At 73.4% G+C, this 12,591-nt stretch carries 15 protein-coding genes and 1 pseudogene; 5 read left to right on the top strand and 11 right to left on the bottom strand.

Going from position 1 to position 12,591, the window contains the following annotated elements; all coding sequences use genetic code 11:
- Positions 1 to 450, bottom strand: a pseudogene (locus tag DEI83_RS14420) (hypothetical protein); the annotation flags it as partial.
- Entirely contained in the window at positions 447 to 998 is a 552-nt protein-coding gene (gene pyrE, locus DEI83_RS14415; RefSeq protein WP_111082638.1) for an orotate phosphoribosyltransferase, read from the bottom strand. The gene pyrE and the pseudogene DEI83_RS14420, both read right to left, overlap by 4 nt.
- An 89-nt stretch (positions 999 to 1,087) precedes the next feature.
- Here pyrE and DEI83_RS14410 point away from each other — a divergent pair, with 89 nt between their 5' ends.
- A complete protein-coding gene (locus DEI83_RS14410) occupies positions 1,088 to 2,773 on the top strand; it encodes a hypothetical protein (RefSeq protein ID WP_111082631.1) in 1,686 nt (561 codons plus the stop codon).
- A 101-nt stretch (positions 2,774 to 2,874) separates the two neighbouring features.
- Positions 2,875 to 4,230 carry a M23 family metallopeptidase gene (locus DEI83_RS14405; RefSeq protein WP_111082630.1) on the top strand — a complete coding sequence of 452 codons (1,356 nt, stop codon included), beginning with the start codon at positions 2,875 to 2,877 and terminating at the stop codon, positions 4,228 to 4,230.
- A 45-nt stretch (positions 4,231 to 4,275) separates the two neighbouring features.
- Here the strand turns inward: DEI83_RS14405 and DEI83_RS14400 are convergent, their stop codons facing one another.
- From DEI83_RS14400 to DEI83_RS14375, 6 genes are read right to left on the bottom strand one after another with little or no spacing between them, the layout of a single operon-like run.
- On the bottom strand, positions 4,276 to 5,118 hold the full coding sequence (locus DEI83_RS14400; RefSeq protein WP_258371236.1) for an aminoglycoside 3'-phosphotransferase: 843 nt from the start codon (positions 5,116 to 5,118) through the stop codon (positions 4,276 to 4,278).
- 3 nt (positions 5,119 to 5,121) lie between these two features.
- Positions 5,122 to 5,712 carry a hypothetical protein gene (locus DEI83_RS14395; protein WP_111082629.1) on the bottom strand — a complete coding sequence of 197 codons (591 nt, stop codon included), beginning with the start codon at positions 5,710 to 5,712 and terminating at the stop codon, positions 5,122 to 5,124.
- On the bottom strand, positions 5,709 to 6,323 hold the full coding sequence (locus DEI83_RS14390) for a hypothetical protein (RefSeq protein ID WP_111082628.1): 615 nt from the start codon (positions 6,321 to 6,323) through the stop codon (positions 5,709 to 5,711). Before DEI83_RS14390 ends, DEI83_RS14395 begins: the two co-directional genes overlap by 4 nt.
- Complete coding sequence (locus DEI83_RS14385) at positions 6,320 to 6,661, bottom strand: hypothetical protein (RefSeq protein WP_146243360.1); 342 nt, start codon at positions 6,659 to 6,661, stop codon at positions 6,320 to 6,322. The genes DEI83_RS14390 and DEI83_RS14385 overlap by 4 nt, the downstream gene beginning before the upstream one ends.
- Positions 6,658 to 6,849 carry a DUF2273 domain-containing protein gene (locus tag DEI83_RS14380; protein WP_111082626.1) on the bottom strand — a complete coding sequence of 64 codons (192 nt, stop codon included), beginning with the start codon at positions 6,847 to 6,849 and terminating at the stop codon, positions 6,658 to 6,660. Before DEI83_RS14380 ends, DEI83_RS14385 begins: the two co-directional genes overlap by 4 nt.
- Complete coding sequence (locus DEI83_RS14375; protein ID WP_111082625.1) at positions 6,846 to 7,292, bottom strand: Asp23/Gls24 family envelope stress response protein; 447 nt, start codon at positions 7,290 to 7,292, stop codon at positions 6,846 to 6,848. Before DEI83_RS14375 ends, DEI83_RS14380 begins: the two co-directional genes overlap by 4 nt.
- Positions 7,293 to 7,445: 153 nt before the next feature.
- Here DEI83_RS14375 and DEI83_RS14370 point away from each other — a divergent pair, with 153 nt between their 5' ends.
- Entirely contained in the window at positions 7,446 to 8,282 is an 837-nt protein-coding gene (locus DEI83_RS14370; RefSeq protein WP_111082624.1) for an exodeoxyribonuclease III, read from the top strand.
- Positions 8,283 to 8,349: 67 nt separating this feature from the next.
- Here the strand turns inward: DEI83_RS14370 and DEI83_RS14365 are convergent, their stop codons facing one another.
- Positions 8,350 to 9,273, bottom strand: coding sequence for an AEC family transporter (locus DEI83_RS14365; RefSeq protein ID WP_111082623.1), 924 nt, complete (start codon positions 9,271 to 9,273; stop codon positions 8,350 to 8,352).
- 61 nt (positions 9,274 to 9,334) lie between these two features.
- Between DEI83_RS14365 and DEI83_RS14360 the strand changes: the two genes are divergently transcribed.
- Both DEI83_RS14360 and DEI83_RS14355 read left to right on the top strand, forming a co-directional pair.
- Positions 9,335 to 9,922 carry a nitroreductase family protein gene (locus DEI83_RS14360; protein WP_111082622.1) on the top strand — a complete coding sequence of 196 codons (588 nt, stop codon included), beginning with the start codon at positions 9,335 to 9,337 and terminating at the stop codon, positions 9,920 to 9,922.
- Positions 9,923 to 9,999: 77 nt separating this feature from the next.
- The gene (locus DEI83_RS14355) at positions 10,000 to 10,764 is read left to right on the top strand and encodes an HAD-IIB family hydrolase (protein ID WP_111082636.1); all 765 of its coding nucleotides are present in this window, start codon (positions 10,000 to 10,002) and stop codon (positions 10,762 to 10,764) included.
- Between the two features lie 58 nt (positions 10,765 to 10,822).
- Here the strand turns inward: DEI83_RS14355 and DEI83_RS14350 are convergent, their stop codons facing one another.
- Together DEI83_RS14350 and DEI83_RS14345 are read right to left on the bottom strand one after the other, a co-directional pair.
- Positions 10,823 to 11,446 carry a phosphoribosylanthranilate isomerase gene (locus DEI83_RS14350; RefSeq protein ID WP_111082621.1) on the bottom strand — a complete coding sequence of 208 codons (624 nt, stop codon included), beginning with the start codon at positions 11,444 to 11,446 and terminating at the stop codon, positions 10,823 to 10,825.
- Positions 11,447 to 11,532: 86 nt separating this feature from the next.
- Positions 11,533 to 12,588, bottom strand: a complete 1,056-nt coding sequence (locus DEI83_RS14345) for a serine/threonine-protein kinase (RefSeq protein WP_111209406.1) — start codon at positions 12,586 to 12,588, stop codon at positions 11,533 to 11,535.
- Positions 12,589 to 12,591 lie beyond the last annotated feature (3 nt).

Genomic DNA, 12,591 nt, shown 5'->3' with positions numbered 1-12,591 from the left:
GTCCTCGATCGCGCGGGGGTCGGGGGCGTTCGGGACCGGGGGCACGGCAGCGGGCGGCGGGACCCGGCCGGCGACGCCGCCGGGCAGTGCGAGTTCCTCGGGCATCGAGATCGCCTGCGTGGCCCCGGGGTCCGGCACGGACGCGGGAGCGGACGACGACGCGGGAGCCGGTGCCGACGCCGGGGCGGCCGGCACGGACGCGGGGGCGGTGAAGGGCTCCGGCTCCGGTCGACCCGCCTGCCGGGCGGCGCGCTCGGCCTCCCGGCGCTCGCGGCGGGAGGGCCACTCGTCCTCCGTCAGCGGCGCGCCGAAGATGTCGGCGGCACTGCGGAGCCCCTGGAACGGAGCGCCCGTGTCGGAGCCGCGTCGAGCCTCCCGTCCGTCGTCCCCGGTGTCGGGGGTGACGGACCGGTCGGACTCGTCGCGCCCCTCCGGACGCTCCTCGGTCACGCGGACAGCCCCAGGTCGGCCAGTCCGATCGCCGCGAGGTACGGGTACCCCGCCGCCTCGATCCGTTCCTTCGCGCCGGTGTCCCGGTCGACGACGACGGCGACGGCGGCGATGACGGCGCCCTCGCGCTCGAGCGCCTCGGCTGCCTTGAGCGGCGATCCGCCGGTGGTGGAGGTGTCCTCGAGCACGACGACCCGCTTGCCGCGCACGTCGGGCCCCTCGACCTGCCGGCCACGGCCGTGGTCCTTCGGCTCCTTGCGCACGACGAAGGCGTCGTACGCGAGGCCACGGGCGGCTGCCTGGTGCAGCACGGCGCTCGCGATCGGGTCGGCGCCCATGGTGAGACCGCCGACGGCGTCGACGTCGGCCACGTCCCCGATGAGGTCGGTCATGACCTGGCCGATGAGGGGGGCGACGCGGTGGTCGAGGCTCACCTTGCGGAGGTCGATGTAGTACGACGCCTGCTTCCCGCTGGTCAGCGTGAAGTCGCCGTGGAAGACCGCATCGGCCTTGATGTGCTCGATCAACTGCTCGCGCGCGTGGGTCACGGTGCCCAAGATTAGCGGGCACGGCCGGTCCGCGCTCCCCGGGGCGCTCTGTCCGGCTTCCGGGACGCCGTCGCAGGTACGCTCCGGTCATGCCCCTCGTCCGACCGCAGGACGGAGTCCGGCCGCTCGAGGCCGGCGACCGTCCTGCCCGTTCCGCCGTCGTGTGGGCGGTCGCGCACGAGGTCGTCGGCGCCCTCCTGTCCGTGGCCCTGGCGGTCGTCGCACTCCGGCACGTGCTCGCCACGGAACGGGTGGCCCTCCTCTGGTACGACGGCGACTCCGTGCTGCTGCCGCTCGTGGCGCGGTCGATCGCACTCGGGCAGCCGTTCGAGTGGGCGATGTCGCCGGCGCTGTTCTTCTTCCCGGAGCTGCCGGTCTACCTCGCCGTCTCCGCCGTCACCGCGACGCCGCAGCAGGCCCTGGCGCTGAACGGCGTCCTCGTGCTGCTCGCCGTGTACGCGATCGTGCGGGCAGCGGCGACCGAGCTCATGCCGGCTGCTGCCCGTCCGGCCCGGGTCGCGGTGTCCGTCCTCGCCGCCGTCCTGGTGACGATGCTCGTCCTGACCGAGTCCTCGGCGACCGCGACCTCCCTCGAGCTGGCGTCCCTGCTGCTCACGACGACCTACTACTACGGGGCGGTGCTCGCGATGCTCGGCACCGCGGTGCTCGTGCTCCGGACGGTCCGGACCGGCCGGGCGTCCGTGGCGGTCCTCGTCACCCTCGGCCTCGTGGCGGCGGTGACCACCGCCTCCAACCCGCTGTACGTCCCGTGGTCGGCCGGACCGGTCGTCGTGACGCTCGCGCTGCTCGTCGTGGCCCGACGGCTGCCGTGGCGACCGTCGGTGTCCGTGGCCGCGACGCTCACCCTGGGAGCGGTGGCCGGGTACCTCGTCCGGATCCCGCTCCGACCGTTCGTCTCACTCGACCCGTCGACCTACGTGCACCCGGAGCAGGCGGGCGAGACGGCCGCGTTCTTCGCCGCGCTCACGGACGACCGGGCCGCCTCGGCCTCGGGGGACGCCGGGCTCGTCCTCATGCTGCTCGGCGTGCTGCTCAGCGCGGGCGGGACGGTCTGGGCGTTGCGGGCACGGTCGTCCCGGACGGTGCTCGTGGCGACCGCGCTGCCGCTCGTGACGATCGTCGCGGTCTCGGTCGGGGTCGTCGTCGCGGGGTCGGAGACGCCGCGCTACCTCGAGCCGGTCGTGACGATGCCGCTCCTGGCGCTCGTCGCGGTGTGCGAGCTGACTCGGACCGCCGTCCGGCAGACCCGGCTGCACCGCCCCGTCCGTGCCCTGCGGACGGTGCTGACGGTCGGGGCCGCGCTGGTCCTGGTCGTGGGGGTCGCCGTGACGCCCGGCACGGTCCGGACCGTGGCCGATGCCCGGTACACGCCGGTCTCGTGCCTCGACCGCTGGGTCGACGCGAACCGCACCGCGGGTCGCGACCCCGTCGGTGTCGGGCAGTTCTGGACGATCCGGCCGCTCGCCGCCTACGCGGAACAGGACGTCCGGCTGCTCCAGGTCCGTGACACCTTCGACACCTACCCGTGGCTCGTCGACCTCGGGTCCTACCGCGACGCCCGGCCGGACTACGTCGTGATCGGCTCCGGCGACGTCTGGACCACACCGGTCGAGGACTCGCTCGGACGCCCGGCGACGATCACGCACTGCACCGGGTACGACGTGTACGACTACGCGGGCACCCGGGGTGCCGAGCTGCTGCGCTCGCGCGTGGTCGGGTCGGCGGAGCAGATCCTCCGCGAGCGCGGCTTCTGACGGTCATCCCGTCCTCCACAGCCTCGATCTCGCCACGGATCCGTCCACAGCGGAGCGTCGCCGCAGCGAAGCGCCTGTGGAGATGTATAGGCTCCGTTCCGATGTCTCGCTCCGTGGTCACCGCTCCCCGTCCCCGCTCCGCGCCGACGGGCCGACGGCGCCTGCTCGCCACCGGGTTGGCGATCGCCGGCCTCATCGGCACGCTGGTCCTCGACGCGCCCGCCGCGCAGGCCGCCACCTACCCCTCGTGGGACGACGTGGTCGCGGCCCGCGGCAAGGAGTCCGCCAAGCAGTCCCAGATCGTCGAGATCCGCGGCATCATCTCCGGCCTGTCGGAAGAGGTCGACTCCGCGCGTGCCGAAGCCGAGCGTCTCGGCGCCGCGTTCGAAGCCGCTCAGCGGAAGGCCCTGCGTGCTGCGGAGAAGGAACAGTCCCTGCGGGAAGACGCCGAGGACCACGCCGAGGTCGCCGAGGCCAGTGCCGCGCAGGCCGGTCGCTTCGCCGCGCAGATGGCCCGTTCCGGTGGCGCTGACGTCACCACGAGCGTGCTCACCGGTGGCGAGGACGCCCGCGATCTGCTCTACGACCTCGGCGCGCTGAGCAAGCTCTCCGAGCAGGCCGAGCGCGTCGAGACCGCGGCCACGAACGACGCCTCCGTCGCCCGCTCGCTGACCGACCAGGCCGACCGCGCGGCCCTCGCGCTCGAGGACCTCGCCCAGGCCGCACAGGACCGGATGAGCGAGGCGCAGGCAGCGTCCGACCGCGCCCAGGCCGCCTACGACGAACAAGAGGCGAACAAGTCCCGCCTGGAGGCGCAGCTCGCGTCCCTGACGTCGGGTCGCGCCACCACCGAGGCCCAGTACGAGAAGGGCGAGCGGATCCGCAAGGCGGAGGAGGAGCGTCGACGCAAGGCCCTCGAAGCCGAGCTGGCACGTCAGCAGCGCGAGCAGGCCGCAGCGGCCGCAGCCGCCGCGAACCAGGGAGGTGGCGGTGGCGGCGGCGCCCCGGTCAGCTCCGGTGGTGGAGCCGCCCCCGGCAGCGGCTCGGGTTCCGGGTGGGTCCGACCGGCCGGTGGTTGGATCACCAGCGGGTACGGCGTCCGCGTGAACCCGGTCTCCGGTGTGGTCCGCATGCACGACGGCATCGACCTCGGCAGTGGCTGCTCGACCGCCATCGTCGCGGCGTCCTCCGGCACGGTCGACTACGTCGGGCCCTACGGCGGGTACGGCAACTACGTGCGGATCGACCACGGCGGCGGCGTGAAGACCGCGTACGGGCACATCGTCAACGGTGGCTTCCGGGTCTCCCCCGGTCAGCAGGTCAGCGCGGGGACGCTCATCGCCCTCGTCGGCTCGACGGGCAACTCGACCGGGTGCCACCTGCACTTCGAGACGCACGTCGGCGGCGGCACCGTGGACCCGGTGTCGTTCATGGGCGCCCGCGGCGTCGGCTTCTAGCCCACCGGCAGCGTCCGGGGTCGCGCGACCGGACCACCTCGCGGCTCAGGCCGTGCGACGCGGATCGTCCACGTCGTCCACGTCGTGCTCCCACAGTGCCCGGTACCAGGCGGTCCGCTCCGGGTCCTGTGGCAGCCCGTAGGCCTCGTGGAACAGTCGGTCCCAGCCCGGGCCGTGGTTCCAGCCGAGGCTCATCGACGCCACCGCCAGGTCGGCCCACCGGTCCGCGACGCCCAGCGCTCCGAGGTCCACGTGTCCGAGCCACCGGCCGTCCGCGCCGAGAAGGGTGTTCGGCGTGCAGGCGTCCCCGTGACAGACCACGAGCTGGTCCACCGCGGGTCGCGGGCCGATCGCGTCGACGTCCGCGCCGGCCGCCCGGGCACGGTCGAGCCGCTCGTCCGTCGACCACGTGAACGGGCACGGTGCCACCGGCAGCGTGTCGTGCATCGCGCGGAGCCCCTCCCCGACGGCGACCACGACCGCACGCGGGTCGTCCGCCCAGCGGGGTTCGACCCCGCTCCAGCCCGGCACCGGTCGGGTCGTCATCCACGCGCCGGACTCGTCCGCGCCGTGGTCGACCACCTGGGGCACCGGTAGCCACCGGCCGGCCCAGCGGAGCCGCTCGACCTCGGCGACGATCCAGGGCGCGTACCGCGGCGGCACCCACTTCACGTAGCCCGCAGCACGGGCCGGGGACGGTCCGATCCGGAAGGTCTTCCCACCGGCGGAGTTCACCCACACCGGCTCGACGGCGCGACCAGCGGCGAGTCCGACGACGGCGGCCGGGAGTTCGACGTGCCCGTCCGGTGCCCCGCCACGACCGGCGAGGTCGTCGGGCTCCGCTCCGGATGCGAGCGGGTCGTCCGGCAGGGCACCGACGTCCCTCACGGTTCAGCGCACCCGGTCGGGCCGTGACGAGCCACCGCGGACGATCCGCAGCAGCACCGGCAGCTGCTCTCCGAGCAGCGCATCGAGGTCGCGGACGACGTCCTCGACGCGCTCGACGAGTTCGCGCGGGGGCGCACCGCGACGGGTGCGGACGACGATCCGGACCGCGGTGCGTCGGCGGACGCGCCGGACGTCGACCGCGAGGGACGCCACCTGCGGCAGCGGGGCGATCGCGGACGACAGCGCGTGCTCGATCGCCGCGGCCTCGATCCGGACCCGCCCGGGCAGACCGTCCACCGGACCGTCGTCGTCCACGACGGTGCTGGTCCGGCCACCCCCGAGCGACGAGAGGACGAGCAGCGCGAGGATGCCGAGCACGACGGCGCCGCCGAGCACCCACGACCAGGCGGGCACGGCGACGTCCCGTGCCGCCCCGGACCCGAGGCCGCCGAGCACGGGACCGGCGGCACTGCGCCAGCGGTCGGCCGCCTCGGGAAGGGTCTGCACCAGGACGACGGCGGTCCCCAGGCCGAGGAACGCGAGACCGACCAGGACGAGGACCAGCCGGCCGAGGGTGCGGTTCGTGCCGTTCATCCGTCGATCCTGCCGGTGGGTCGCACCCGGACCCGGGTGGTCAGGGGTGGTGCGACCTCGACGGCGGCGAGTTCCCGTTCGACCGCGGCGGTCGCGGCGGCCGCGTCGACGTCCACGCCGGAGGCCGGCAGCAGGACGACGTCCAGCGTGCGGCGACCCACGGAGCCGACGGCGGCGTCCGGACCCAGGCGCGTGGCGGAGCGCGCGGCACGGGCGGCTGCGGACGCGAGGACCTCGTCGTCGACGACCACGCCCAGGCGGGTGGACCGGACGGCGTGCCGCGGTCGTCGGGCCGGCAGGACACCGTGCAGCAGGAACCACAGCCCGAGCACCGCGAGTGCGGCACCGGTCGCGATGACCACCGCGTCGACGAGCCCCGCCGGTGCGCGGACGGCGGCGTCGACCGTCGTCCGCGGATCGATGCCCGCGATGCGCTGGTCCAGCAGGACGACGACCGCTGCGGTCGCCACCGCCACCGCGACGAGGAGCAGGACCGTCATCGCGACGACGACGGACGCCGACCGTGACACGGTCGTCTCCCGACGGACGAGTCGGCGCACGAAGCGGTCGTCGTCCGCCGAGAGGGTCGTCGCGGCGGGGCCCCCGCTCACCGGACCCTCCGCGGCGCGGCGAGGACGGCCGACGAGAACGTCAGTGAGACGCGCTCGACCTTCCGCCCCGTGATCGCCCGGAGGCGCTCGGCGATGGTGGCCCGGGCACGGTGTGCGGTCGCGAGGACGGGTTCGCCGGGGAGGACGTGCGAGCCCAGGACCGGCAGGGTGAGCGGACTCGTGACCTCGACCGCCAACGCACCGCGACCGTCGTCGACGACCCGGGCACGGACCTCCCGGAGCGGTGCGCGGAGTGCCTCGGCGGCCACCGCCTGCGCGGTGTGCACGAGGGCAGGGGACGCGATGCGGTCGGTCCCCGGCACCGGTCCTGGGGTCACGACGAGCTCCGGCGGCCGCGGAGCACGTCGAGCAGACGGCGCAGGTCGACGTCACCGCTGACGATCCGGCCGACCAGGCCACCGATCGCGATCGCGACGGCGACCACGACGAACGCCCAGAAGCCGAGCGTGAGGGCGACGATCGCGAGGACCGCGCCGACCGCCATGCCGACGACGGTGGCGTTCACCGGACGCGCGTCTCGGGGACGACCGGTGCGTCGAGCGCCGGGATGTCGACGTCGACGATCGCGATGTTCACCTCGGTGACCTGCAGGCCGACGAGGTCGGTGATCGCGTCGGTGACGGCTTGCCGGACCGCTGCGGCGACCTGCTGCATCGGCGTGGGGTACTCGACGACGATCGTCAGGTCGACGGCGGCCTGGGTCTCGCCGACCTCGACGCGGACGCCCTGCCCGAGGTCGCTCGAGCCGATGGCGTCACGGATGGCCCCGAAGGCCCTGGCCGTGTTCCCGCCGAGGGCGGCGACCCCGGCGACGTCGCGGGCGGCGATGCCGGCGACCTTCGCGACCACTGCGTCGTCGATGATCGTGCGGCCGGCCGAGGTGACCTGGGTGGTGGTGCTGCCGGTGGTCGTGCCGTCCACACGGTCGGAGTTCGCCGTCGTTGCCATGAGTGCCTCCTGCGGTCCTGGTCTGGATGTGCCCCCAGGCAACACCCTGGCACCGGAGCTCGTCCGGGTCCACGGGGTCCCGTCCAGCTGCGGCAACTGACGACCGCCGACGGCTCCGGCGGCCGGCCGGTCGCTCCCGGTAGGTTCGATCCCATGCGCGTCGCGACCTGGAACGTCAACTCCGTCCGTACCCGAGTGGGCCGGGTCGTCGACTGGTTGGTCCGGGAGGACGTCGACGTCCTCGGCATGCAGGAGATCAAGTGCAAGCCGGAGCAGTTCCCGGTCGAGGCCTTCGAGGCCGCCGGGTACACGGTCGAGGCACACGGCCTCAACCAGTGGAACGGCGTGGCCTTCGCCAGTCGTCTGCCGATGGAGGACGTGACCCGGGACTTCCCCGGACAACCCGGCTTCCTCAAGGGCCAGGAGGGCCCGGACCTGCCGGTGGAGGCCCGTGCCATCGGCGTCACCGTCGAGGGCGTCCGACTGTGGAGCCTCTACGTCCCGAACGGCCGGGAGCTCGGTGACCCGCACTACACGTACAAGCTCGACTGGCTCGCCCAGCTGGCCGACCGCACCACCGAGTGGCTGCAGGCCGAGCCCGACCTGCCCCTCGCGCTGATGGGCGACTGGAACGTGGCGCCCCTCGACCAGGACGTCTGGGACATGCGGGTCTTCGAGGGTTCGACCCACGTCAGCGAGCCCGAGCGCGCGGCGTTCCGCACGTTCGAGGAGCGCGGCCTGCAGGACGTGGTCCGCCCGATCGTCCCGACCGGGTACACGTACTGGGACTACAAGCAGCTCCGGTTCCCCCGCAACGAGGGCATGCGCATCGACTTCGTGATGGGCTCGCAGGCCTTCGCCGACGTCACGGTCGCCGCGACCATCCACCGCGACGAGCGCAAGGGCGACGCCCCGAGCGACCACGTGCCGGTGTCGGTCGACCTGGACCTCGACACGGTCCTCGACGACGACCGCCCGATGATCTTCTGACCTCGCCCCTCTCGGACAGGAGGCGCGCGCCGGATCCGCACCGCGCCTCCCGTCCGCCGCGCCCCACCTACGGGTGCAGCAGCGCCGCGATGGCGACGAGGACCGGCACGGAACCGACGGTCGTCAGCAGCACCACGTCCCGCGCGACCGGGACCGCCGCGTCGTACCGCTGGGCGTAGTTGAAGACGTTCTGCGCCGCCGGCAACCCGGCGAGCACCGTCGACATGAAGACGTGCTCGGCGTCGAGCCCGAACGCGTACCGGGCCAGGAGGAACGCGACCACCGGCATCACCAGGAGCTTCCCGACGGTCGCGAGCAGCACGTCGAGGCGGATGGCAGGGTCCCGCAGCGGTGCCGACCCGTGCAGGCTCATCCCGAACGAGAGCAGCACGAGCGGGACCGCGGCCCCGCCGACGAGCGCGAACGGTTCGAGCACCGGTTCCGGCAGCGTGAGCTGCGTGACCGAGCACACGAGTCCGAGCAGCGACGCGATGATGAGCGGGTTCGACACCGGCCCGAGCACCCGCCGCCGCCACCCGCCCCCGGAGGCCGTGGCCGCGTCGAGGACGGTCAGCGCGATCGGCGCCATCACGACCAGCTGCAGCATGATCACCGGCACGACCGCGGTCGCCTGCCCGAGGACGTAGACCGCGACGGGCAGGCCGATGTTGTTCGCGTTCGAGTACGACGCCGCCAGGGCCCCGACGGTGGTCGTGGGAAGCGGGCGCCGGAGCACGAGCGCGAAGACGACCGCGGTCACGACGGCGACCGACAGCGCGGTGAGGGCCGAGACGGCGAGCATCGGGGAGAACAACGTCGCGACGTCGGCCGTGGCGATCGTGTGGAAGAGCAGGCACGGCATGAGGACGAAGAACGCCAGTCGACTCATCACGAACTGCGCGTGCGGCCCGAGCAGCCCGGCTCGGCCGACACCGTAGCCGGTCGCGATGACGACGCCGATGATCGCGAAGCCGACCAGGACACCACTCATCCTGCCCATCCTCGCAGGCGATCGCGGAAATACCGGTGATCCCACGGATGTTCGGTCGACCATGACGACGAACACGCTCTCGCGCTCGACCGACTCCAGCCAGCCCCTCGTGCCCCTGCTCGAGGAGCGTTGGAGCCCCCGTTCGTACGACGAGACCGCGACGATCTCGGACGAGCAGCTCGACGCCGTCCTCGAGGCCGCGCGCTGGGCTCCCTCCGCCGCGAACACGCAGCCCCGTCGCTTCATCGTCGGCCGTCGCGGCACCCCGACCTTCGACCGCATCCACGCCACGCTGATGGGCTTCAACGGCGCCTGGGCCCACCGCGCCGGAGCACTCCTCGTCGCGATCGCCGAGCCGGTCACGGCCGACGGCGAGCAGCGCCGCTGGGCGGAGTACGACCTCGGGCAGTCGGTCGCCGCGCTCGCCGTGCAGGCCCACGCAGAGGGGCTGCACGTGCACCAGATGGGCGGCTTCGAGGTCGACGCGCTCCGTGCCGCTTTCGACCTCCCGGAGCACCTCGTGCCGGTGACCGTCACCGCGATCGGCCACGTCGCCGACGCCTCGCAGCTGGACGAGAAGGCCGCCGCGCGCGAGACCGCACCGCGCACGCGCCTCCCCCTCGACGAGGTCGTGCTCGTCAAGGAGTGACGCGGCGGTCGGGGCCGGCACCGAGCCGGGGCCGTCCCGGACCGGTGGGCGCACCCGGCCCTGGCATGATCGAGGGCATGTCCGCACCTCGCCTCGTCGCCTTCGACCTCGACGACACGCTCGCCCCGTCGAAGTCCCCGCTCGACGCCCGCATGCTCGAGACCTTCGCGTCCCTGCTCGAGGTGGTCCCCGTGGCCGTCATCAGCGGCGGCAACTTCCAGCAGTTCGAGCAGCAGCTCGTCACCCCGCTCCGGAAGCGCGAGGGGCTGCGCCTCGACGACCTGCACCTCATGCCGACGTGCGGCACGCGGTACTACCGCTGGGATGCGGGCGACTGGGCACTGCAGTACGCCGAGGACCTCACCGAGGACGAGAAGGCCCGTGCCCTCGCGGCGGTCGAGGCGCAGGCGAAGGCCGCCGGCTACTGGGAGGCGGAGCCCTGGGGCGACATCCTCGAGGACCGCGGGTCGCAGATCACGTTCTCCGCGCTGGGGCAGACGGCTCCGGTGGACGTCAAGAAGCAGTGGGACCCCACCGGCGCGAAGAAGGACGACCTCCGTCGCCGCGTGCAGGCCGAGCTCCCGGACCTCGAGGTCCGCTCCGGCGGCTCCACGAGCATCGACATCACCCGCAAGGGCATCGACAAGGCCTACGGCATGCAGCGGCTGGCCGAACTGACCGGCATCGCGCTCGACGACATGCTCTTCGTCGGGGACCGGCTCGACCCGGAGGGCAACGACTACCCGGTCAAGGCGCTCGGCGTCCCGTCGCACGCGGTCGAGGGATGGGAGGACACCGACGCGTTCCTCCGCGACCTCGTCCCCACGCTCCGGTCCGCCTGACGGCGACCACGCGACGGACGCGAGACACGGCGCCGGTCGGTAGCGGGCCTCGCGTGGTTCAGGGGATGCTGCGGACGGCCTCGACGAACGCGCGGATCCTGGCCGGGTCCTTGACCCCGCGCTCGGACTCCACGCCGCTGGAGACGTCGACACCGTCCGGGTCGAGCCGCTGTACCAGGTCGGCGACGTTCGCCGGGGTGAGCCCGCCGGCGAGGATCCACGCCTCGTCCACCGTGCCGGTCAGGGTGGCCGGGTCGACGAGGTGCCCGCTGCCGGGGACCGCCGCGTCGAGCAGGAGCAGGTCGTGGTCGTACGATCCGCGCTGCTCGGGCGTCTCGCCGAGGTAGTCCGCGGCGGCGACGGCACGGATCGTGAAGAACCCGGCGTCGCGGGCGCGTGCGAAGTCCGACGCGGATTCGCGGCCGTGCAGCTGGAGGGTGGTGAGCCCGACCTCGGAGGCGATGCCGACGACCTCGTCGATCGCCTGGTCGCGGAACACGCCGACGGCGTCGATGCCGTCGGGCAGGCGCTCGACGAGTTCCTTCGCGGCGTCGGCGGTCACCGTGCGGGGGCTGCCGGCGGCGAAGACGAACCCGACCGCGTCCGCACCGGCGTCGACGGCGGCGTCCACGGTCTCCGCCGTGGAGAGGCCACAGATCTTGATCCAGCGCTGGTCGCTCATGCTCCCATCCTGCCTGATCGCTCCCGGGCGGGAACGGTCCGCCCATCGTGCGCTGAGCGAACGGGGGCCGGGACCGGGGAGGTCGGTCAGTGCAGCGCGCCGACCACGTACGACCCGACGCAGGCCGCGGCGACCGCGAGGGCGGTGACCGACGCCGCGATCACGTTCCGCCGACGCCACCGTCGCACCACGTCGAACGTCCCGCGGCGGGCGTGGCGGTGCGCGGCGCGGTGCATGCGGTGTTCCCGTCGGTGGACCTCCCGGCCCGGCCCGAGCGGCACCGGTCCGGTGACCTGGGTCGATCCGCCGCGGAGTGCGCGTGCGACCGCGACCGCCGTCGGTCGCTTCGCCGGGTCACGCGCGGTCATCCGGGTGAGCAGGTCCCGCCACTCCGACGCCACCGAGTCCGGCACCTTCGGGTCACGTCGGAGCCGGGCGAGTGCCGCCTCGATCACCGTGCCGGAGTACTCCTGCGTGCCGGTCAGGGCCTCGAGCAGCACGAGTCCGAGTGAGTAGACGTCGGTGGCGTAGCTGATCGGCTCCCCGGCGACCTGCTCCGGCGACAGGTACGCCGCTGTGCCGATGATCGTGCCGTCGTTGGTGAGCCGGGAACCGTCGACGAAGTGCGCGACCCCGAAGTCGGTGAGCTTGACGGTACGGACGAACCCGGAGGCACCCTCGTCGCTCAGCAGGATGTTCGCCGGCTTCACGTCCCGGTGCACGATGCCGCGGGAGTGCACGTAGGCCAGGGCGTCGGCGAGCTGCGCGCCGAGGTCCGCGACCTCGTAGTTGTGCAACGGTCCCTCGGCCAGGCGGCGGAGCAGGGTCGCGTCGGCGATGAGCTCCATCACGATGTAGCGGTGCGGGCCGTCCTCGAAGTCGTGCGTGCCGGCGTCGTAGAGCGGGATGAGGCCCGGGTGCGAGAGCATGCTGAGCAGGCGGATCTCACGCTCCTGGCGCACCCGGTCCGCGGTGGTCATCCGCTCCGGGGTGGCGAACATCTTGACCGCGACGGCGCGGTACGTGTGCTCGTCCCGGGCCTCGTACACGGACCCCATGCCGCCGGTCCCGATCAGTTTGACGAGACGGTACCGTCCGGCCAGGACGGTCTCGGCCCTCGCGCTGTCGGTGGCCAGGCTCATGGT

Origin of the sequence: Curtobacterium sp. MCBD17_021, from assembly GCF_003234525.1 — a bacterium.
Classification (GTDB): domain Bacteria; phylum Actinomycetota; class Actinomycetes; order Actinomycetales; family Microbacteriaceae; genus Curtobacterium.
The sequence above is the reverse complement of the archived record's forward strand: the minus strand, read 5'-3'. Positions and strand labels throughout refer to the sequence as shown.